Below are 19,019 nucleotides of genomic sequence, written 5' to 3'. Positions count from 1 at the left end.
AGTTGATGTTACCGTCACGCGGTAACTGAGCGCACAAACCCGCCCCGTCAAGCAGCCGCATCGCTCAACAGGTCCAACGCATAGTCCGCAACGGACCGAAAACAGACGACGCGAATGCCGTCTTCAATCTGCCAAAGCGCCGCAGGGATCAATGCAAGCCGCGTGCGTCGCACCTCTGTCGGGGCGAGCCGGGCAAAATCGACAGGTGACAGCCTCATGATCACATCACGGGCCCCGGCCCCTTTGATGTCGAACGCCACGCGCGCGTCGCTGACCACGGCGACGGTGGCAAAGGCGCCGCCCAGGGCCCCGCGCAGATCATCCGCAAGTCCGGGGGCCGCGCCGTGATCGCAGATCACCAGAAGCTCGTCCGGGGACATCCACAGGATACTGCTGCTGTCGTCGCGCGTCATCATGCGCTGTGCGGGCATGCCTGCTTTCAGAACCTGATCGATCGCAGGGGCCAGAACGGCATGGTCGCCGCGCAGGGTGATCATGCCCAGCGGGCCGACGGGGGAAATCGTGGTCTCAGACATTCTGTTTCGCCCCCTCGGGATCGAAGAAAACGGAGGATACGATCCGTGCTTCGACCGGGTCCTTTCCGATCCGCGTGAAATGCAGCACCTCACCCATCCGATCCGGGCCACGCGCCACCAGACCCATGGCTATCCCCCGGTCGAGTGTCGGGGAATAGTAGGTGGAGGTCACGCGTCCTTCGGTGTTGCGCTGACCATTGGCATTGGTGCCCTGCCCGATTGCATAGGCCCCATCTTCCAGCACCGACCCATCCAGCGTTTCCAGCCCGACCAGCTTCCACCGGTCCGGCTTGTGGAATTCGACCCGCTGCTGGCCACGCTTGCCAAGGAAGTCGTCCTTCTTTTTCGAGATCGCCCAATCCAGCCCGAGGTCCTGCGGTATGACCGTCCCGTCGGTTTCATCACCGATCATGATGAATCCCTTTTCGGCGCGCAGAACATGCAGCGCCTCGGTGCCATAGGGCGTCACGTCGAAGGCCGCGCCTGCCTGAAGCAGAGCATCCCAGAGCGCCTGTCCCTGCGCGGCCGGCACGGCAATTTCGTAGGACAATTCACCCGAGAAACTGATGCGGTAGGCACGCACGTCGAAGCCGCCCAGCGTTCCGTCGGCCCACGCCATGAAGGGCAACGAATCCGCGCTGACGTCCATGCCGCCGAGCGCCTCCAACGTCTTGCGCGCGTTCGGGCCGACGACGGCGATCTGCGCGTATTGCTCGGTCAGGTTGACGGTATGCACCTTCCAATCCCACCATTCGCATTGCAGCCAATCCTCCATCCAGCCGTGGATGTGATCGGCGCCGCCCGTCGTGGTGTGACACAGCCACGTCTGATCATCGATCCGGGCCACGACCCCGTCGTCCATCAGGAAGCCGTTCTCATCACACATCAGGCCATAGCGACACCGCCCGACCTTCAGCGTGCTCATCATGTTGGTATAGATCATGTCGAGGAACCGCCCCGCATCCGGACCCCGGACAAGGATCTTTCCCAAGGTCGAAGCATCAAGCAGACCAAGGCTTTGCCGGGTGTTCTTCACCTCGCGGGTAACCGCCTCGGCGTGGCTTTCGCGACCGACCGGATAGCAATAGGGCCTGCGCCACTGACCGACCGGTTCCATGTAGGCGCCGCGCGCTTCGTGCCAGTCGTGCATCGGCGTCTTGCGGATGGGCTGGAACAAAGTGCCATGCGCCTCGCCCGCCAGAGCCCCGATGGTCACGGGGGTGTATGGGGGGCGGAACGTCGTGGTGCCGACATCCGGAATGGCCTGATCAAGGCGATCGGCCAGAACGGCGAGGCCGTTGATATTGCTCAGCTTGCCTTGATCCGTCGCCATGCCGAGGGTGGTATAGCGTTTCGCGTGTTCGACACTTTCGAACCCCTCCTGCGCGGCAAGACGGACGTCCGAAACCTTCACATCGTTCTGATAATCCAGCCACATCTTGGCGCGCAATTCGCGACCCGCGCCATGGGGCATGACCCAGACAGGCATGATCGGGGCCGTGTCTTCGGCGGCGGCCTCTGGTGATGCGATGCCGACTGCCTGCGCGGCGTCGGCCAGAACCTCTGATGTGGTCAGCGCACCCGAGGCCCCGCCCACGGCTGTCACGAACCCTTGGCCGTCCGCGCCGGTTGGCGGGCGGGTGGCGTCGGGCCGGAACATCGCGCGGTCCGCATCCCACCACAGCTTGCCGCCGCAATGGGACCAGAGATGCACGACCGGCGACCACCCGCCGGACATCGCCACACAGTCGCAGGCGATTTCCTGCAGGACCGACCCTTCGCCCGCCTGAAGGCAGACCGCGACACCACGAACCTTGTCGGACCCCATGACCTTCGCAATGCCGCGACCAGCATGAACCGTGACGCCCAATGCCTTGATTTCGCTTATGAGGGGGCTGTCCGGGGCGGGACGCGCATCGATGATCGCAGGCACCCGCAATCCGGCGGCCAGCAAGACCTTGGCCGTACGGTAGGCATCGTCGTTGTTGGTGACGATCACCGTCCGATCCCCAAGCGAGACGCCATAATCGACCACGTAATCGCGCAATGCCCCCGCAAGGACGACGCCGGGCACGTCGTTTCCGGCGAAACTCAGCGGGCGTTCCAGCGCGCCTGTCGCCGCGATCACGCGGCCGGCACGGACACGCCAGACGACTTCGGCCAGTTTGCCATCGTCGCGGATTTCATTGCACAGGACATAGCCGTGATCATAGACGCCGGATCCCTCGCACCGCGAGACGATGGTCACGTTGTCCATCGTTTCAAGGCGTTGCAGCCTGTCGTTCACCCAATCCTGCGCATCAACGCCGTCGATCCGTGCGCCATCGACAGGCGCGCGCCCCCCCCAATGACCGGACCGTTCGATCAGCATGACCCGTTCACCCGATTGCGCCGCACCCAGCGCCGCCGTCAGCCCGGCAATCCCCCCGCCGACCACCAACGTGTCACAGAACGCATAGCGAAAGGCATAGCGGTCGCCGTCCCGCTCCCTCGGCGCGGGGCCAAGACCGGCGGCCTTGCGGATCACGGGTTCGAAAACATGTTTCCACAGCGGCCGCGGATGCATGAAGGTCTTGTAGTAGAACCCGGCCGGAAGGGCCCGCGCGACAAGATCGTTGACCCGCCCGATGTCGAAACTCAGGCTGGGCCAGGCGTTCTGACTTTGCGCCTTCAGACCGTCGAACAGAGCTTGATCGGTGGCCCGCTGATTGGGGGTGAAATGATCGCCCTGCCCGATCGCCATGAGGGCGTTCGGCTCCTCGGGCCCGGAGGCGACGACGGATCGGGGACGATGATACTTGAAGCTGCGCCCCATCAGAAGCTGACCGTTGGCCAGAAGCGCAGAGGCCAGCGTATCGCCGCGATAACCGCGCATCTGTCGTCCGTCGAACGTGAAGGAAACGGGCGCGGTGCGGTCGATCAACCGCCCGCCCTTGGCAAGACGACCGCTCATGCCCGCGCCCCCTTGGCTATGCGTTCAAGGATGTCGGGCGGTGGCGCCTTGGTCTGTGCGGGATAGGTGCCATAGACCTGCAGCGTTGCCGTATCCCGCGCCGCCAGAAACCACTTGCCGCACCCATAGGCGTGACGCCAGCGTTCGAAATGCACGCCCTTCGTATTGTCGCGCAGGAACAGATACGCCTCGAAGGCATCATCGTCCGACCCCGGTCCGAACCGTTCCAGATGCGCTTCGCCACCGGGGGACAGTTCGGTTTCCTCGACGGAAAGGCCGCAGTTCGGACAAGTGAGGATCAGCATGGCAACGCTCGCAGCGAAAGACCGGACATGCGTCGCACGACCGGTCGGAACAGGTTCAAGGTTTGGAATGCGGCCCTACTGGCCTTCGATGTGCACTTCGGGCGCGCCCATGCCGAGGTCGAAATCACCGCCAAGAAGGGAGAACGCAATGAAGACACAGGCGACAAGAATGCCGCCAAGCAGGAAGTTGATGCCGCGTGTGCGTCGGAACGTGGGGAACGCCATAGCTGTCGGTCCATTGCATGATGACCAAATTCCGAACCTAACCCTTCGACGCAGGAGTTAAAGCCCCCCGTTCGCGGGGTTTGCGAAGCAATCTGTTTCGCGCCCATCACGGAATCGGTCAATGGGCCACCCCTGCGGCCACGGATTCGTCGATGAACCGGCCTTCGCGGAACCGCTCCATCCCGAAACCATCGGTCAGCGGCGACTCACCCTTTGCGATCAATTCGGCCATGCCCCAGCCGGATCCGGGGATTGCCTTGAACCCGCCCGTCCCCCAGCCGCAGTTCACGAACATGCCGTCGACCGGGGTTTTCGACAGGATCGGGGACCGGTCGCCCGTCACATCGACGATGCCCCCCCATTGGCGCAGCATCTTGAGACGCGAGATCATGGGGAAGGTCTCGCACAGGGCGCGCAAGGTTTCCTCGATGTGCTGAAACGATCCGCGCTGCGTATAGTTGTTGAACCCGTCGGTGCCGCCGCCGATCACCATCTCGCCCTTGTCGGACTGGCTCATGTAGCCGTGGACCGTGTTGGCCATGACGACGACGTCCATGCATGGCTTGATCGGCTCGGACACCAGCGCCTGAAGCGCGACCGATTCCAGCGGCAGGCGAAAGCCCGCCATCTCCGCCAGAACACCCGAGTGACCGGCCACGACCACGCCCAGCTTGTCGCAGTCGATCGGCCCCTGTGTCGTATCCACACCCGCGACGCGTGCGCCGTCCCGGCGGATGCCGGTGACCTCGCATTTCTGGATGATATCCATGCCCATGTCGGTGCAGGCCCGCGCCAGACCCCATGCCACGGCATCGTGCCGGGCGGTGCCGCCGCGCGCCTGCCAGAGACCGCCGAGAACGGGGAACCGCGGCCCGTCGATGTTCATGATGGGGCACAACTCCTTGACCCGCTCGGGCCCGATCCATTCCGTCGTCACGCCTTGCAGGCTGTTGGCATGGGCCGTCCGCTTGTAGCCGCGCACCTCGTGATGGGTCTGGGCCAGCATGATGACGCCCCGGGGGCTGAACATGATGTTGTAGTTCAGGTCCTGGCTCAGTGTTTCATAGAGGGACCGGGACTTTTCGTAGATCGCCGCCGACGGGTCTTGCAGGTAGTTCGACCGGATGATCGTCGTGTTGCGCCCGGTATTGCCCCCGCCCAGCCAGCCCTTTTCAAGGATAGCGACGTTGGTGATTCCGAAGTTGCGGCCCAGGTAGTAGGCCGTGGCCAACCCGTGCCCCCCGGCCCCGACGATGATCACGTCATACCGCGCCTTGGGTGGGCGTTTGGCCCATGTCCGGCCCCAACCCTCGTGCCAGCGGGCGGCCTCCCTTGCGATGGCGAATGCGGAAAAGCGTCTCATGTCTGGTCCTCTGGCACGGGATGCGACGAATGGGTCCGTCCCGATCTAGCGTTTGGAACGCGCCCCGCGGCCATGGTCAAGCGGCACACTGGATACGCTTTGCGACATGGCGTCGCTGGCGCATATGGTCACGACCGCGTAACGACGGCCCAACGGGGGTTTTGACCGGCCGCCATGGCGGTTAGGTCAGTCCCATTCGATGATCGAGGGAGGGTTCCATGCTGTTCTGGATCGTGGCGGGCGTTCTGACGCTTGTCTGCGTGACCCTGTTGGTCACGGCCTTCCGCACCCCCCCGGAAACCTTTGCCCCGGACGTGGAGGTGTACCGCGACCAATTGGCCGAACTGGACCGCGACGCGGCGCGCGGCGTCATCGCCCCGCAGGAGGCCGAGGCCACCCGCGCCGAGGTGGCCCGCCGCCTGCTGGCCGCCGATCGCGCCGCCAGGGGACAGACGGCAGGCTGGCAGGGCAACGTCACGGCCGGTGCGGGTCTGGCGGGTGTTGTGGTCATCGGCGTGACGGGTGCCGCCTATTGGCACCTCGGCGCGCCCGGCTATGGCGATCTGCCCTTGGCTGCGCGGATCGACGCGATCGAGGCGCAGCGCGATGGGCGTGCCGGTCAGGCCATCGCCGAGGCCGAGGTGCCGGACAATATCGACACCACCCGGCCCGAGATCACCCAGATGGCCGACCAGCTGCGCAGCGTGCTGGCCGAGCGTCCCGACGATCTGCGCGGCTGGCGCCTCGCGGTGCAGACCGAAAGCGGTCTTGGCGATCTGGAGGCCGCATGGCGCGCACAGGACCGGGTGATCGCGATCCTCGGCGAGGCCGCCACGGCCGAGGATTTCACCCTGCTGGCCGAATTGATGATCCTTGCGGCCAACGGCTATGTCTCGCCCGAGGCGGAGCGCGCCCTTGCCCGTGCTCTGGACATGGATCCGACGAACGGCACCGCGCGATATTTCGCGGGGCTGATGTATGCACAGGGCGGGCGGCCAGATCTGGCCTGGCCGATCTGGCGACGTCTCGTTGGCGACAGCACCCCCGACGCGCCATGGCTGCCGCCGATCTATGCGCAGATCGAACAGGTGTCCGCCGCGGCAGGCGACCCCACGCCCATCGAACAGCTGCCTCGCCCGCGCGGCCCTTCGGCCGAGGATGTCGAGGCCATGGGCGAGCTGAGCCTCGAGGAGCGGATGGATGCCATCGGCGGCATGATCGAGGGACTTGCCGCGCGCCTGTCGTCCGATGGCGGCCCGCCCCGCGACTGGGCGCAGCTGATCACGGCCTACGGCGTTGTCGGCCGTATCGACGCGGCGTCGGTCATCTACGAAGAGGCCAAGCTGATCTTCGCGGGCGATCAGGGCGCGCTGGACATCCTTGCCGCCGGGGCGGACCGTGCGGGGCTGGCCCCATGATCCTCGACGATGTCCCTGCCCTTGCGACCGTCCTCGGGCCATTCGGCGCAGTTGCCGGTCTGGACCTTGGCACCAAGACGATCGGGGTCGCCGTGTCCGATACCATGCGGTCCGTCGCGACCCCGTTGGAAACCATCCGGCGCACCAAGTTCACAAACGACGCGGAAGCGTTGGAGGCCATCCTGAACAAGCGGGACATCAAGGCGATCGTGCTTGGCCTGCCGCTCAACATGGACGGCTCCGAAGGGCCGCGCGCGCAGTCGACCCGCGCCTTCGCCCGCAACATGGCCCGTCGTATCGACACGCCGATCACGTTCTGGGACGAACGCCTGTCGACCGTGGCCGCCGAACAGGCCCTGTTGCAGGCGGACACGTCACGCAAACGCCGCGCCGAAGTGATCGACCATGTCGCCGCCGGTTATATCCTGCAGGGCGCACTGGACCGCCTGCGCCATATCGGAGCGACCTGATGGACGACACACCCGCAAAGCCGCGCCCCGCCGATCGCGTCTGGTCCCGTGCCGAAATCGACAGCCCCTGTATCCAGGTCTGCGTCGTGCATCCGCAGACACGTCTGTGCACCGGGTGTCTGCGGTCCATCGATGAAATCGGGGCATGGTCCAGCATGACGCCCGAGGCACGCCGCGCCGTGATGGATCAGCTGTCCGAACGCGAAGCCCTGCACAAGGTGCGTCGCGGGGGCCGTGCCGCGCGGCTGAACCGTCGGGGGCATTGACGCCGGGCAGACAGGGGTATCTGACACGGGCGACCCCCGCATAAGGATTCCCTTCATGTCCGACCTTGCCAGACGCGCCGCGATCCTCGGACTGCTGTCCGCGGTCGGGCCCTTCGCCATCGACATGTATCTGCCCGCGATGCCGACCATCGCCGCCGATCTCGGCACCACCGTGGCCGGGGCGCAGGCCACCTTGACCGTATTCTTCGTGTCCTTCGGCCTCGCGCAGCTGATCTACGGCCCCTGGGCCGACGCGGCCGGACGCAAGCCGCCCCTGATGGCGGGGCTGGCTCTCTATCTGCTGGCGTCGATCGGCGCCACGTTTGCCCCCGATATCGCGACGCTGACCCTCGCCCGCGCGGTTCAGGGGCTTGGCGCGGCCGCAGTCATGGTGATCCCGCGTGCGATCATCCGCGATTGGTCCACGGGGCCCGAGGCGGCACGCATGATGGCCCTCGTGATGATGGTCATCTCCGTCTCGCCCATGCTGGCGCCCCTTGCCGGCAGCCTTGTCATATTGTGGTTCGACTGGCGGGCCATCTTCGGCGTGCTGGCCCTCGCCGCCGTGATCAGCCTGATCGTGACATCTCGCGGCCTGCCCGAAACCCTTGCCGTTGCCGATCGTCGGCCCGTGCATTTCGCCGGTCTGCTGCGCGACGCAGGCGGCCTGTTCCGGCATCGCGGGTTCATGGTGCTGACCTTCATCGGTGCCTTCGGCATGGCCAGCTTCTTCGTCTTCATCGCCTCGGCCAGCTTTGTCTATACGGGTCAGTTCGGCCTGTCGCCGATGGGCTTTTCGCTGGCCTTCGCGATCAACGCGGCCGGGTTCTTTCTTGCATCACAGCTAGCGGGCCCCTTCGGGGAGAGGTTCGGAATGGCGCGCGTGGTCCGGACCGCGACCGCTGGTTTCGCGGCCGCGACGGTCGCGCTCGCCGGGATCGCGCTTGCCGGACAGGCCAGCCTCGTCGTGATCGTCGGGATGCTGCTGCTGGCGAATGCCTGCCTCGGGCTGGTCATACCGTCTGTCATGGTCATGGCCCTCGATGATCAGGGTGAAGTCGCGGGCCTTGCCTCATCCCTTGGGGGCACGCTTCAGATGCTGACCGGCGGCGCCATGGCGGCGGCAGCCGCGCCGTTCTTCGACGGAACGGCAACGCCGATGATCCTGACCATCGCGCTGTGCGGGGTGATTGCGCTTATCCTGTCGCGCCTGTTGCCCGATCAGGCGGCCAGCGTCGCCACGTGATCAAGGGCCGCGTGCAGGACATCGACACCTGCGCCCGGTTTGGCGGCCCCCTCTGACAGGGTGCGCCGCCATCCCCGCGCGCCCGGTTGCCCCGCAAACAGCCCCAGCATGTGGCGCGTGACCTGACCAAGCTTGCCGCCATCCGCCAGATGCGCCTCGATATGGGGCACCATCGCCAAAGCCGCCGACGCACGATCGCCACAGGGGTCCGTCTTGCCATGGATACGGCTGTCGGCGTGCATCAGGATCGCGCCCGGATCATGATAGGCCGCGCGTCCGATCATGACGCCATCGACATGGGCCAATTGCGCCTCGGCCAGATCAAGGCTGTCGATCCCGCCGTTCAGCGACACATGCATATGCGGGAACCGCTGCTTCATCGCATGGACAAGCCCGTAGTCGAGGGGCGGCACCTCGCGGTTTTCCTTCGGGCTCAGGCCTTTCAGCCATGCCTTGCGCGCATGCACCGTCACCCGCCGGATGCCGACGTCGGACAGGTGCTGCAACAGGGCCGGCAAGGCCGTCTGCGGATCCTGATCATCGACGCCGATACGGCATTTGACCGTCACCGGCACCGACCCGGCCGCGCGCATCATCGCCGCCACGCAATCGGCAACCAGCGCCGGATTTTCCATCAGGACCGCCCCGAAGGAGCCCGACTGCACCCTGTCCGATGGGCAGCCGACATTCAGGTTCACCTCGGCATAGCCACGGTCGACGGCCATTTCCGTGGCGCGTGCCAACTCCTCCGGATCGGACCCACCGAGTTGCAGGGCAAGGGGGTGTTCGCTGACGTCATAATCGAGCAGATGCGCCGCCCCCCCACGCACAAGCGCCGCCGACGTCACCATCTCCGTATACAGAAGGGTCTGGCGCGACATCACGCGGTGAAACGCCCGACAATGCCTGTCGGTCCAATCCATCATCGGGGCGACGGACAGACGCGCGGCGCTGGACAGCTCGATCTTCGCTTGTTTCATTGCTCTTCCAACTGGCGGTACGCTGATGTCGTGACGGGGCGGATGCTACGGTTGCCGCCGTTACCAGCAGAAAGCTTGGGCGGCTGAGGCGGAGGTGCATAGCACTCTGGCAGATCAAACGTAAAGCACTGGCATCTTGATGCCTGAAAACCGCCGCCATCCCATGCATGCGTCGGTAAAATTAACCTGGCGGATGTGGCGGATCTTTCCCCGAAGGATGGACAAGGCAGTTCCCCCTGCCCTCCCCGCCAATTCATGCCGATATGCCCCACTTGACCGGGGCAGGCGCCATCTGGCCGAGCGGGTGCCGGGCGAAGGACGATCGGTTTTCACGCTTCAACGAATGCCCCCCAGTCAAGTAACTTTTGTAGTTGCCATGAAATCGTAACTTTTCTAGTTGCCTGAATCGACCTTTGGGAGAACTCGGTTGCGCGACATCATCATTATCGGGGGCAGCTTTGCCGGTCTGACCGCCGCCTTGCAACTGGCCCGGATGGGACGGTGCGGCACCCGGCGATATTCTTGACCGGTTCCGCGCGGACGTGGCGCGATATGGCACCGTCGAAACCCTTACGGACGTGGTGCAGGCGGTCGAGGGCGCGACCGATGCTTTCCGCGTGACGCTTGCCGGTGGCCATTCAATCGACGCCCGCCGCCTGATCCTTGCCCACGGGGTGCGTGATGTGCTGCCCGATCTGCCCGGCGTGGCCGAGGCCTGGGGACGGACCCTTCTGCATTGTCCCTACTGCCACGGTCACGAGGTGCGGAACCGACCGCTCGCCGTTCTGGCGGTGCATCCCATGGCGGGACATCAGGCGACGATGCTTCGCGCCGACTGGAGCGCGGATGTCACGTTGCTGACGGGATCCGGCGCCGAAATCGATCTCTCGCACATCGGCGCAGGCCACGTCGCTGTCGATGCCCGCCCGCTCACAGCTCTGCGATCCGATGGAGACAGCATCTCGGCCACGTTCGCGGATGGCAGTTCTGCGACCTTCGCCGCGATCTTCACCCAGCCGCGCGTCGCGCTGAACGGGACACCGGCCACGATGCTTGGCTGTGCATTGGCCGACGGCCCGCTTGGTCAATTCGTCCGCGTCGGACCGATGGGTCAGACCTCTGTGCCGGGCGTTTTCGCGGCGGGTGACTGCGCGCGACCGGGTCATTCCGTGACGCTGGCCTTGGGCGACGGCGCGGCGGCCGGAACGGGATGCCATCAATCGCTGCTCTTTCCCGAGATGATCCAACCCCTTGAGACCGCCTGATGACCGATGACCGTCTTCCTGTCACCGTCCTCTGCCGCGGCCTTGGAGCGGGAAAGACCACCCTCTCCGCCCGGTCGATCGACGACCGCAAGGGCCGCGGCGTCACGGTGATCGTCAACGACATGTCCGAGGGGAATATCGGCGCGGATCCGGTGCGGGCCACGGAGCTGTCCCGCTTCGCTGATTGCCGGCGTCCGGAGGAAGCAGCATGAGGGGCAATCTGGGCGCGACGACGTTGAGACGCAGGAAGCGCGCCTGCGATCCGATGCAGGTCTATGACAATCTGCCGCCGGAGTTGCGGCGGTGGATGTCGCAGGCGGCCCTGCCGTGGTCGCCACGTTCGTGCGAGCGGCTCTGGCGCAAGGCCCGTCGCAAGGGTCTGTGCGCCGAGGCGGCTACCGATCTGTTATCGCGTGCCGAGGCGAAGACGCTTGCCCGCGACCGTATCGCCACCTCGCAGTGACGGCGCAGGCCACCGTCGACGCAAGCTCGGCCATGTCTGAAGAACGCGACAAGTAGCTGACCGCCCCGCTGTTGCCGCCCTTCCACGTGGCGCTTCCGCTTTGGCGCATGGGTGCGGGCATTGCTGGATCCGGGCAGAAAGTCCCCTGTCGATACCCCTGCGCGTGGCAGGCGGATGGGCCTGTTCAGTCGCTGGTCGACTTGGCGACGACGATTTCCAATCCGCGGGCTTCGAAATCGCGCAGGAGGCTGGCAGGGGCCGCCGCGTCGGTAACCAGGGTGCCTGCCTCTTCGATGCTGACGATGAGGGCGCTGCCGACGTGGCCGAACTTGGTGTGGTCGGCCATGTAGACGGCCCGCGCGGAGGAGGCCGCCATCGCCAGCTTCATCTCGGTTTCTTCCCAGTTGGAGTTGGTCAGACCACGTTCGGAATCGATGCCGGCACAAGACAGGAACGCCACATCGGCATTGATCCTCTCGATCAGGAGATTGCCGAACGGCGCGACGAGCGAGCGTTGCGATCTGCGCACGCGCCCCCCGGTCAGAAAGGTCGACACCCCGGCATGATTTTCCAGCGCGAGTGCGATAGCGATGGAGTTGGTCACCAGCACAACATCCTGCAAAGACTGGGAAAGCGCGCTGGCAAAGGACAGGTTGGTGCTACCCGCATCCACCATGACCGTCTGACCATCGCGGACCATGGCTGCGGCGGCGCGACCGATGGCTTCCTTTTCCGCGATCAGGGAGCGACTGTCCTCGGTCATGGTCATTTCGAACCGGGCCGTCCGCGATTCCACGGCACCGCCCCGGATGCGGCGCAGGAACCCGCGCCGTTCCATAAGCTCCAGGTCCTTGCGTATGGTCACCGACGACACGCGCATCTGGTCTGACATGTCGACCACGGACACCTTGCCGTCCTTTTGCAAGGCAGACAGAATGTGCTCATGGCGCGCCATGGAACTGAGAGTCGCCATCGAGATCTCCACCGGCTGGTTCTTCGCTGGGCTTCAATTGCCCACATATCTAAAAGTTTCGCAACTTTTTCTTGTGACCGGTCTTCGGGCACCGCAACATCACCGTGACAACGGACGGTCCTTCGCGAACCGGGCGTGTCGTTTTCAAGGTGGGCGCCTGCGCAGGCGCCGCCACCAAGTGGCAAAAGTTCAACCCATGAACAACACACCCACGCAGATCGGCACCCCGCACCAATGCGTCTGACGGTCGTCAATCCGAACACCTCTGCCGCGTTTCGAACGCTGCTCAAGGCGCAGCTGTCCCCCCTGATCGCGGACCAAACGGTTCTGCGTGTCGTCTCTCCGGTGATCGGGTTCGGGGCCATCGAAGGGTTTCGGGATGAAGCCTATGCCTCCGTCGGTGTGTGCGAGGTGGTCGAGACAGAGCAGAGCGACGGAGCGGACGGCTTCCTGATCGCCTGTTTCGGGGACACCGGCCTGTTCGCGGCGCGCGAAGTTGCCGATGGGCCCGTCGTCGGCATGACGGAGGCGGCCATACAGGCGGCCAGCATGATCGCGGAGCGGTTCGCGATCGTCACCCTGCCCCGTCGCACACGCGCCCATAGCGACCGGGTCGTGGCGCATCTGGGAATGGCCCACCGCTGTTCCGTACGCGGTATCGATGTGTCCGTCGGCACGTTGGAGGAGGAGGCCGAGGCCGCCTTTCCCGCCCTGCTCGCATCGGCGCGGGACGCGGTCGATGACGACGGGGCCGAGGCGATCATTCTTGGCTGTGCCGGTATGGCCACCTTGGCCGATCCGCTGTCCGACCGTCTTGGAATGCCCGTGATCGATGGGGTCAGCATCGGGTTGAAGATGCTCGAAGGTCTGGTGGCTTGCGGGTTGCGCACCTCCAAGGCGTCCACCTTCGCGCGCCCCACCCTGCACGACGAACCTGTGCCACATTTGAGCCGGGAGCGCTGACGCATGACCGAAATCCTGTTCCGCGGCGGCCACATCTTCGATCCCGACGCGCCTTCGGGCATGACGGATCCGACTGACCTGCTGATCCGGAACGGCAGGATCGCCGCCATCGGTCAGATAGGGGATCGGCCGGGTGCCGAGGTCGTGATCGCCACGGACACGCTTCTGATGCCGGGGCTGATCAACGGGCATTTCCATTCGCCCGTCAACCACATGAAAGGCGCGCTGCCCAGCCTGCCGCTGGAACTGTTCATGCTGTATGAGAGCCCGGCGGTCGAGGTGCTCCGGCCCTCCCCGCGCGAGGCATATCTGCGCACGACGCTTGCCGCGATCGAAATGCTGAAGGGCGGGGTGACCGCCGTGCAGGACGACGCCTTTTTCGTACCGACGCCAGAGCCCGAGATCATCGACGCAGTGATGCAGGCCTACGCGGATACCGGCCTGCGTGCCAGCGTCGCACTGGATCAGCCGGAGCTGCCGGAACTCGAAAAGCTGCCGTTTCTTGCGGACCTTCTGCCGCCCGACTTGCGCGAGGTACTGGGCAAGGCACCGACGCCTGATGCGCAAGGCCTGCTGGACCTTTACGATCACCTGATCGCGCGGTGGCATGGGGCCTGCGATGGGCGATTGACGGCTGCCGTCTCCTGCTCGGCGCCTCAGCGCGTGTCACCCGACTATATGCGGGCGCTCGATGACGTCAGCCGCCGGCATGACATTCCCTACTATGCGCATATGCTGGAAACCCGGTTGCAGCGGGTTCTGAAGGATCATCAGCCCCGGTTCGCCGGGCGCTCCCTTATTGAATACACCGACGACCTTGGCCTTCTGTCCAAAAGGATGAATGTCATCCATGCCATCTGGATGGACGATGGCGACTATGACCTTATCGCCAGCCGGGGCGCGACCGTGGCCCATAATCCCATCAGCAACCTGCGTCTGGGCAGTGGAGTCATGCCTTGGCGACGTATCGCGGACAGGGGCATCAACCTGTGTCTGGGCACGGACGAGGCCATTGCCGACGACTCGGTCAATCTCTGGCAGGTGATGAAGATGGCCGGCCTTGTCCACAATCTGTCCGGCCCCGATCATGCCCTCTGGCCGAAGGCGTCCGAGATCCTTAGGGCCGCCACTCAGGGCGGTGCACGCGCCATGCTGCGCGGCGACGACCTAGGCCGGATTGCACAAGGGTTCCGGGCGGACATCACGCAGATCGACCTGACCGCCCTGCCCTTTACCCCCATGAACGACCTGCGCAGGCAACTGGTCTATTGCGAGACCGGCAATTCGGTCCTGCTGACCATGGTCGACGGCCGCATCGTGTATCGCCACGGGGGGATCACGACCGTCGACGAATGCGCCCTGCTGGCCGAAGCGCGCAGCCTGTTCGCAGACAGGCAGGCCGCGTTGCGCGAGGCGCGCGATCAGGCCGCCGAGGTCCGCCCCTTCTATGAGGAAATGCTGCGACTGGCCGAGGCGCAACCGGTCGACATCCACCGTCGCCTGCCGTCCGCCACCGACGAGGGAACATCGCCATGAGGCCGGACCGCTACAGCTATTCCGCCATAACACAGCGACCTGATTTCGACTGGCCGGGGGGCAAGCGACTTGCGCTCTATGTCGCCATCGGCGTCGAGGAGTATACGCCCGACACCGGCGAGACGGAGGATATCGTTCCCGGCGCCGGCACGCCGGATCTGGTGAACACGGCATGGCGCGATTACGGAAACCGGGTCGGCGGCTTTCGCCTTCTCGACCGGCTGGCCGAACTTGGCTGTCCGCCGACGATCCTTCTGAACACGGATGTCTATGACAGCGCGCCCGCGCTGCTTGATGCCGCCCGGCAGGCTGGGGCGGAGTTCGTGGGCCATGGTCTGCGGAATTCGGATCACCTGCAGACCATGACACCCGAGGCCGAACGGGCCTATGTCGCGCAGGTCCGCGACCGGATTGCCGCCAAGGAAGGCCGCGCGCCGGGCGGCTGGTCGACGCCATGGCTGGCGCATACGCCGCACACGATCGATCATCTCGCCGCCGAAGGATATGACTACCTTCTGGATCTGCGGCTGGATGATCAGCCCGTCAGGCTATCGACGTCGACACGCCCACTTCTTTCGATTCCTTACGCGGCAGAAATAAACGACAGTTCATCCTGCATCGGAAGACAGGTTTCGGCCAACGACTTTGCGCAGATGATCATCGACGAGTTCGACGAGCTTCTGCGCGCGTCAACGCAACAGTCCGTCGTGATGTCGATCGTTCTGCACAGTTTCATATCGGGACGGCCCTTCAGGCTCCGCGCGCTTGATCGTGCGTTTCAACACATCGCCTGTCATCGCGACGCGGTCTGGATGACCACGCCACGCGAGATAAGTAACGCTTTTGATCGCCTTTCGGGCATGGAACAGTCCCTGTAGCCGGTCCTGCAATCGGCCGGGCGCCCTTTCGAAAACCTGCAACCAACCAGCCACGCGGTGCGGGCAATTGCGCCGCCTGCCGCCCGAATAAGCGGCTGTTGCCCTGTTTTGCATCACCTTGCCCCAACGATGATCTGCTGTCTCGATTTTATCTTTCGATTTTTTTCATCGGATACTATATCGAAAGATAACCGAATACTGCCGACCGGAGCATCATGAGACACCAGACCATCAGATCCGCCGCACCCTTCCTTGTCGGGGGGGAATGAACGCATGTTGAAGAACCGTATTATCGGTGCCTTGCAGATCCCGTCTTTCGGGCATGGTGCTGCCCGCTCGATGGCCTGGTACGAGGATTTCGTGCTTTCGAATGCGCGCAGCTACGTCGAGAACGGGATAACGGCGATCAAGTTGCAGGATGAAACCGTCGAGGCGGGTCCCGCACAGGCCCGAACCCTTGCCCGCACTGCCACGCTGGGTGCGGCGATGCGGCGCGAGTTTCCCGACCTCGAACTGGGCATCATCGTCGAGGCGCACGACCCCGTGGCGGCGATCGCGGTGGCCGATGCCTGCGACGCCGCATTCGTGCGTCTGAAGATCTTTGTCGGCGCCATGGTCAATTCCGGCGGCACCCGAGAAGCACTGGGACCGGAGGCCATCGCGTTCCGCAACCGGATCGGGCGCGAAGACATCCAGATCCTGGCCGATGTGCACGACCGCACCGCCGTGCCGTTGACCGACGTTCCCAACGAGATGGCCGCCCACTGGGCGTCGCGCTTGGGCGCAGACGCCTTGGTCATCACGGGCAGCAGTTTCGATGACACGCTGGACCGCATCGCCCGCGCCCGTGACATGGGCATAAAGACACCCACCGTCATCGGCGGCAGCGTGACCGCCGCCAACGTCACACGCGCCCTGTCTGCGGCCGACATGATCGTGGTTTCGTCCGCATTGCTGCGCGATGGCGCGGCGGATGACGCCATGGACCGCTGGGACCCCACCAAGATTCGCCGCTTCATGGAGGCCGCAAACCAATGAACAACCTGTCCAATCCGCCCGTCTCGCCGCTGATCGCCGTCGGATCCCGTCTGCCCGATGACGATCAGACCCTTGTGCGCACCCTCATCCGGGCCGAGGAGGAGCTGATCCGGGGCCTGCCCAGTGACAGCGCCCGTGACCCGAAGCGCCGCAAACGCGTCGGTGCCACCGCAACGGAAATCGAAGACCAGCCGCAATGTATCGCCAAGACGCTGGCCGGCAACGCGGACACGATCGACGCCGTCGCGGCGCGTCTGGCCGCAAGCAATCCGACCCGACTGGTCCTGACCGGCTGTGGCGACAGCCTTGCCTGTCACATCGGGATGCGCCTCTACTGGGAACAGGCGACCGGCTTGCCCTGTCTTGCGGTGCAGGCGCTGGATCTGGCGTATTATCCTGGTGCCTACGTTGACGACCGGACCATCGTTCTGGCGCTTTCGTCGTCCGGCAGCACGCCACGCACGGTCGAAGCCCTGTTGAACGCACGCGAAAACGGGGCGACCACCATTGCCCTGACCAACACGCCCACGTCCCCGATCGCGGACATGGCGGATGCGACGGTCCTGATTTCGGCAAAGCGGGTCGGCTGGCCGACGCAGGCATCCACCGCCGCGATGGCCGCCGAGGCGCAGATCGCCGAAGCGCTGGGCAAGGCCCTTGGCCGCGAACCGATGCCCGACGCCTTGGCCCCCGCCCGGATGGAGGGTTTTGTCGCGGACGCCCTTGCCGCCACGCGCGAAACCGCCACGGCCGTGGGCAAGGCCCTTTCGGGCGCGCCGCTTGTCCACCTGTGTGGCGGTGGCCCCGCCATGGCCTGTGCGATGTTCGGTGCCGCCAAGATCAAGGAATGCACGTCGGGCCATGCCATCGCGCACCCCCTTGAGGAAGTGCACCATTACACCAGCACGAAGCCCGGCGAGACCATGATCGTGATCGCACCGGACGGCCCGTCCCGTGCGCGCGCCCTCGAAACCCTGCGCCAGGTCCGCGCATGGGGTGGCAAGACCGTCGGGATCATCGCGCAAGGCGACGACGCCTTGGCGGCAGAGTGCGACTCGGCGATATTCGTGCCGCAAACGCCCGAGATCTTCGTGGCACAAAGCTTTACCATCCCGCTGCACTACATCGCCCTTGCGATGGCGATGGGCGAATTCGAGAGAGCCGACAATGGCTGATGCGTCGACCCCGCCAATGGTCTGCCTTGGCAACATGACGATCGACGACGTGGTGCTGCCTGACGGCACGCGTCGTCCGGGCTGCATCGGGGGCGACGCGCTTTACGCGGCGCTCGCCGCGCGGCCATGGTGCCCGGGGGTCGAGATCGTTGCACCGGTCGGGGACGACGTGCCTGCCGCCATCCTCGATGGGCTGACGCGTGCGGGCTTCTCGGCCGAGGGCCTGCCGGTGCGGCCCGGAAAGACCCTGCACAATCAGGTCGTCTACGATGCCGAGGGTGGCCGTGTCTGGACGCTCTACAACGATCCGGCGGATTTCGACAGCCAGTCACCGATGGCCGCCGATCTGCCGCAGCATTATCGCAGCCCGCGACGCGCGCTGATCTCGGCGATGGCCCTCGCCTCGCAGGAGGATCTGGTCGATCACTTCACGCGCACGGGTGAAACCTTCGTCGCGCTGGACCCGCAGGAGGATTACATCAAGGGCAACGAGGATCGGCTGCGATCCATGATCGCCAAGGTCGACGCCTTCCTGCCCAGCGAGGACGAGGTCACGCAACTGACCGGCCTGACGGATTGGGCCAAGGCCGCACGGCTTTTCGCGGCGCTTGGGCCACGGATCGTCGTGATCAAGCGCGGCGCGGCCGGGGTTCTGCTGCATGATGCGGAAAACGATACGGATTATCACGTCCCCCCCGCGCCGGGTGCCGCGGTGGTCGATACGACCGGCGCGGGCGACAGCTTTTGCGGGGCGTTCACCGCCGCGCTCGACGTGCACCCGCCGCAGATCGCGGCAATGGCCGGTGCGGTCGCCGCGTCCTTCACGGTTGCCGGCTACGGTGCCACGCCGCTGTTGAGCGCGCCGACTAGCGACATTTCGCAACGGTTCGAAGACTGGCGCGCCCGGATGACCTTCCGGCAGGGGGCCGATGGCTTCCATCTGGTGGGGGGCGCGGCTTGAGCGAC

The 19,019-nt window shown here is 65.1% G+C and carries 20 protein-coding genes; 13 read left to right on the top strand and 7 right to left on the bottom strand.

All coding sequences use genetic code 11. The annotated features are described in order from the left end of the window. Positions 1-47: 47 nt before the first annotated feature. From V6N07_RS02870 to V6N07_RS02850, 5 genes are all read right to left on the bottom strand, one after another. Positions 48-536 carry a sarcosine oxidase subunit gamma gene (locus V6N07_RS02870; RefSeq protein ID WP_371153898.1) on the bottom strand — a complete coding sequence of 163 codons (489 nt, stop codon included), beginning with the start codon at positions 534-536 and terminating at the stop codon, positions 48-50. Then, entirely contained in the window at positions 529-3,489 is a 2,961-nt protein-coding gene (locus V6N07_RS02865; RefSeq protein WP_371153897.1) for a sarcosine oxidase subunit alpha family protein, read from the bottom strand. The genes V6N07_RS02870 and V6N07_RS02865 overlap by 8 nt, the downstream gene beginning before the upstream one ends. After that, positions 3,486-3,794 (bottom strand): sarcosine oxidase subunit delta, encoded by a 309-nt coding sequence (locus V6N07_RS02860; RefSeq protein WP_371153896.1) that lies wholly within the window; start codon positions 3,792-3,794, stop codon positions 3,486-3,488. Before V6N07_RS02860 ends, V6N07_RS02865 begins: the two co-directional genes overlap by 4 nt. 75 nt (positions 3,795-3,869) lie before the next feature. Continuing rightward, positions 3,870-4,019 (bottom strand): hypothetical protein, encoded by a 150-nt coding sequence (locus V6N07_RS02855; RefSeq protein ID WP_371153894.1) that lies wholly within the window; start codon positions 4,017-4,019, stop codon positions 3,870-3,872. 118 nt (positions 4,020-4,137) lie between these two features. Next, positions 4,138-5,382, bottom strand: a complete 1,245-nt coding sequence (locus V6N07_RS02850; RefSeq protein ID WP_371153892.1) for a sarcosine oxidase subunit beta family protein — start codon at positions 5,380-5,382, stop codon at positions 4,138-4,140. Between the two features lie 218 nt (positions 5,383-5,600). Here V6N07_RS02850 and ccmI point away from each other — a divergent pair, with 218 nt between their 5' ends. Genes ccmI through V6N07_RS02830 form a run of 4 tightly spaced genes read left to right on the top strand, consistent with a single transcriptional unit; the run spans position 5,601 to position 8,782 of the window. Then, on the top strand, positions 5,601-6,800 hold the full coding sequence (gene ccmI, locus V6N07_RS02845) for a c-type cytochrome biogenesis protein CcmI (RefSeq protein WP_371153890.1): 1,200 nt from the start codon (positions 5,601-5,603) through the stop codon (positions 6,798-6,800). Beyond that, positions 6,797-7,270, top strand: coding sequence for a Holliday junction resolvase RuvX (ruvX, locus tag V6N07_RS02840; protein WP_371153888.1), 474 nt, complete (start codon positions 6,797-6,799; stop codon positions 7,268-7,270). The genes ccmI and ruvX overlap by 4 nt, the downstream gene beginning before the upstream one ends. Further along, positions 7,270-7,536 (top strand): DUF1289 domain-containing protein, encoded by a 267-nt coding sequence (locus tag V6N07_RS02835; protein WP_371153886.1) that lies wholly within the window; start codon positions 7,270-7,272, stop codon positions 7,534-7,536. The genes ruvX and V6N07_RS02835 overlap by 1 nt, the downstream gene beginning before the upstream one ends. Positions 7,537-7,591: 55 nt before the next feature. Beyond that, complete coding sequence (locus V6N07_RS02830; RefSeq protein WP_371153883.1) at positions 7,592-8,782, top strand: multidrug effflux MFS transporter; 1,191 nt, start codon at positions 7,592-7,594, stop codon at positions 8,780-8,782. Here the strand turns inward: V6N07_RS02830 and dusA are convergent. Continuing rightward, a complete protein-coding gene (gene dusA, locus V6N07_RS02825) occupies positions 8,758-9,762 on the bottom strand; it encodes a tRNA dihydrouridine(20/20a) synthase DusA (RefSeq protein ID WP_371153882.1) in 1,005 nt (334 codons plus the stop codon). The two genes, V6N07_RS02830 and dusA, sit on opposite strands and share 25 nt — an antisense overlap. A gap of 542 nt (positions 9,763-10,304) precedes the next feature. Between dusA and V6N07_RS02820 the strand changes: the two genes are divergently transcribed. Genes V6N07_RS02820 through V6N07_RS02810 form a run of 3 tightly spaced genes read left to right on the top strand, consistent with a single transcriptional unit; the run spans position 10,305 to position 11,490 of the window. Beyond that, positions 10,305-11,027, top strand: coding sequence for an NAD(P)/FAD-dependent oxidoreductase (locus V6N07_RS02820; RefSeq protein ID WP_371153881.1), 723 nt, complete (start codon positions 10,305-10,307; stop codon positions 11,025-11,027). Next, positions 11,027-11,239: a GTP-binding protein gene (locus V6N07_RS02815; protein WP_371153879.1), complete on the top strand. Its 213-nt coding sequence runs from the start codon at positions 11,027-11,029 to the stop codon at positions 11,237-11,239. The genes V6N07_RS02820 and V6N07_RS02815 overlap by 1 nt, the downstream gene beginning before the upstream one ends. Beyond that, entirely contained in the window at positions 11,236-11,490 is a 255-nt protein-coding gene (locus V6N07_RS02810) for a DUF6525 family protein (RefSeq protein WP_371153877.1), read from the top strand. Before V6N07_RS02815 ends, V6N07_RS02810 begins: the two co-directional genes overlap by 4 nt. Before the next feature lie 184 nt (positions 11,491-11,674). On the opposite strand, the gene V6N07_RS02805 is transcribed toward V6N07_RS02810, so the two are convergent. Continuing rightward, positions 11,675-12,463: a DeoR/GlpR family DNA-binding transcription regulator gene (locus tag V6N07_RS02805; protein WP_371153875.1), complete on the bottom strand. Its 789-nt coding sequence runs from the start codon at positions 12,461-12,463 to the stop codon at positions 11,675-11,677. A gap of 234 nt (positions 12,464-12,697) precedes the next feature. Between V6N07_RS02805 and V6N07_RS02800 the strand changes: the two genes are divergently transcribed. From V6N07_RS02800 to V6N07_RS02775, 6 genes are all read left to right on the top strand, one after another. Beyond that, entirely contained in the window at positions 12,698-13,426 is a 729-nt protein-coding gene (locus V6N07_RS02800) for an aspartate/glutamate racemase family protein (RefSeq protein WP_371153873.1), read from the top strand. Between the two features lie 3 nt (positions 13,427-13,429). Next, a complete protein-coding gene (locus V6N07_RS02795; RefSeq protein WP_371153871.1) occupies positions 13,430-14,962 on the top strand; it encodes an amidohydrolase family protein in 1,533 nt (510 codons plus the stop codon). Then, the gene (locus V6N07_RS02790) at positions 14,959-15,840 is read left to right on the top strand and encodes a polysaccharide deacetylase family protein (protein WP_371153870.1); all 882 of its coding nucleotides are present in this window, start codon (positions 14,959-14,961) and stop codon (positions 15,838-15,840) included. Before V6N07_RS02795 ends, V6N07_RS02790 begins: the two co-directional genes overlap by 4 nt. Positions 15,841-16,113: 273 nt before the next feature. Then, positions 16,114-16,878, top strand: coding sequence for a BtpA/SgcQ family protein (locus V6N07_RS02785; RefSeq protein WP_371153868.1), 765 nt, complete (start codon positions 16,114-16,116; stop codon positions 16,876-16,878). Then, positions 16,875-18,053, top strand: a complete 1,179-nt coding sequence (locus V6N07_RS02780) for an SIS domain-containing protein (RefSeq protein WP_371153866.1) — start codon at positions 16,875-16,877, stop codon at positions 18,051-18,053. The genes V6N07_RS02785 and V6N07_RS02780 overlap by 4 nt, the downstream gene beginning before the upstream one ends. Continuing rightward, positions 18,046-19,014: a carbohydrate kinase family protein gene (locus V6N07_RS02775; protein WP_371153864.1), complete on the top strand. Its 969-nt coding sequence runs from the start codon at positions 18,046-18,048 to the stop codon at positions 19,012-19,014. Before V6N07_RS02780 ends, V6N07_RS02775 begins: the two co-directional genes overlap by 8 nt. Positions 19,015-19,019: the final 5 nt, after the last annotated feature.

The organism is Jannaschia sp. 2305UL9-9, assembly GCF_041403465.1.
Taxonomy (GTDB): Bacteria; Pseudomonadota; Alphaproteobacteria; order Rhodobacterales; family Rhodobacteraceae; genus Jannaschia.
Note: the sequence above shows the minus strand (reverse complement) of the source record. Positions and strands in the feature narration are given on the sequence as shown.

What these genes read in the sequence shown, in the direction of transcription:
- V6N07_RS02870 (WP_371153898.1), bottom strand. Translation starts at nt 536, where the DNA reads ATGTCTGAGACCACGATTTCCCCCGTCGGCCCGCTGGGCATGATCACC.
- V6N07_RS02865 (WP_371153897.1), bottom strand. Translation starts at nt 3,489, where the DNA reads ATGAGCGGTCGTCTTGCCAAGGGCGGGCGGTTGATCGACCGCACCGCG.
- V6N07_RS02860 (WP_371153896.1), bottom strand. Translation starts at nt 3,794, where the DNA reads ATGCTGATCCTCACTTGTCCGAACTGCGGCCTTTCCGTCGAGGAAACC.
- V6N07_RS02855 (WP_371153894.1), bottom strand. Translation starts at nt 4,019, where the DNA reads ATGGCGTTCCCCACGTTCCGACGCACACGCGGCATCAACTTCCTGCTT.
- V6N07_RS02850 (WP_371153892.1), bottom strand. Translation starts at nt 5,382, where the DNA reads ATGAGACGCTTTTCCGCATTCGCCATCGCAAGGGAGGCCGCCCGCTGG.
- ccmI (WP_371153890.1), top strand. Translation starts at nt 5,601, where the DNA reads ATGCTGTTCTGGATCGTGGCGGGCGTTCTGACGCTTGTCTGCGTGACC.
- ruvX (WP_371153888.1), top strand. Translation starts at nt 6,797, where the DNA reads ATGATCCTCGACGATGTCCCTGCCCTTGCGACCGTCCTCGGGCCATTC.
- V6N07_RS02835 (WP_371153886.1), top strand. Translation starts at nt 7,270, where the DNA reads ATGGACGACACACCCGCAAAGCCGCGCCCCGCCGATCGCGTCTGGTCC.
- V6N07_RS02830 (WP_371153883.1), top strand. Translation starts at nt 7,592, where the DNA reads ATGTCCGACCTTGCCAGACGCGCCGCGATCCTCGGACTGCTGTCCGCG.
- dusA (WP_371153882.1), bottom strand. Translation starts at nt 9,762, where the DNA reads ATGAAACAAGCGAAGATCGAGCTGTCCAGCGCCGCGCGTCTGTCCGTC.
- V6N07_RS02815 (WP_371153879.1), top strand. Translation starts at nt 11,027, where the DNA reads ATGACCGATGACCGTCTTCCTGTCACCGTCCTCTGCCGCGGCCTTGGA.
- V6N07_RS02810 (WP_371153877.1), top strand. Translation starts at nt 11,236, where the DNA reads ATGAGGGGCAATCTGGGCGCGACGACGTTGAGACGCAGGAAGCGCGCC.
- V6N07_RS02805 (WP_371153875.1), bottom strand. Translation starts at nt 12,463, where the DNA reads ATGGCGACTCTCAGTTCCATGGCGCGCCATGAGCACATTCTGTCTGCC.
- V6N07_RS02800 (WP_371153873.1), top strand. Translation starts at nt 12,698, where the DNA reads ATGCGTCTGACGGTCGTCAATCCGAACACCTCTGCCGCGTTTCGAACG.
- V6N07_RS02795 (WP_371153871.1), top strand. Translation starts at nt 13,430, where the DNA reads ATGACCGAAATCCTGTTCCGCGGCGGCCACATCTTCGATCCCGACGCG.
- V6N07_RS02790 (WP_371153870.1), top strand. Translation starts at nt 14,959, where the DNA reads ATGAGGCCGGACCGCTACAGCTATTCCGCCATAACACAGCGACCTGAT.
- V6N07_RS02785 (WP_371153868.1), top strand. Translation starts at nt 16,114, where the DNA reads ATGTTGAAGAACCGTATTATCGGTGCCTTGCAGATCCCGTCTTTCGGG.
- V6N07_RS02780 (WP_371153866.1), top strand. Translation starts at nt 16,875, where the DNA reads ATGAACAACCTGTCCAATCCGCCCGTCTCGCCGCTGATCGCCGTCGGA.
- V6N07_RS02775 (WP_371153864.1), top strand. Translation starts at nt 18,046, where the DNA reads ATGGCTGATGCGTCGACCCCGCCAATGGTCTGCCTTGGCAACATGACG.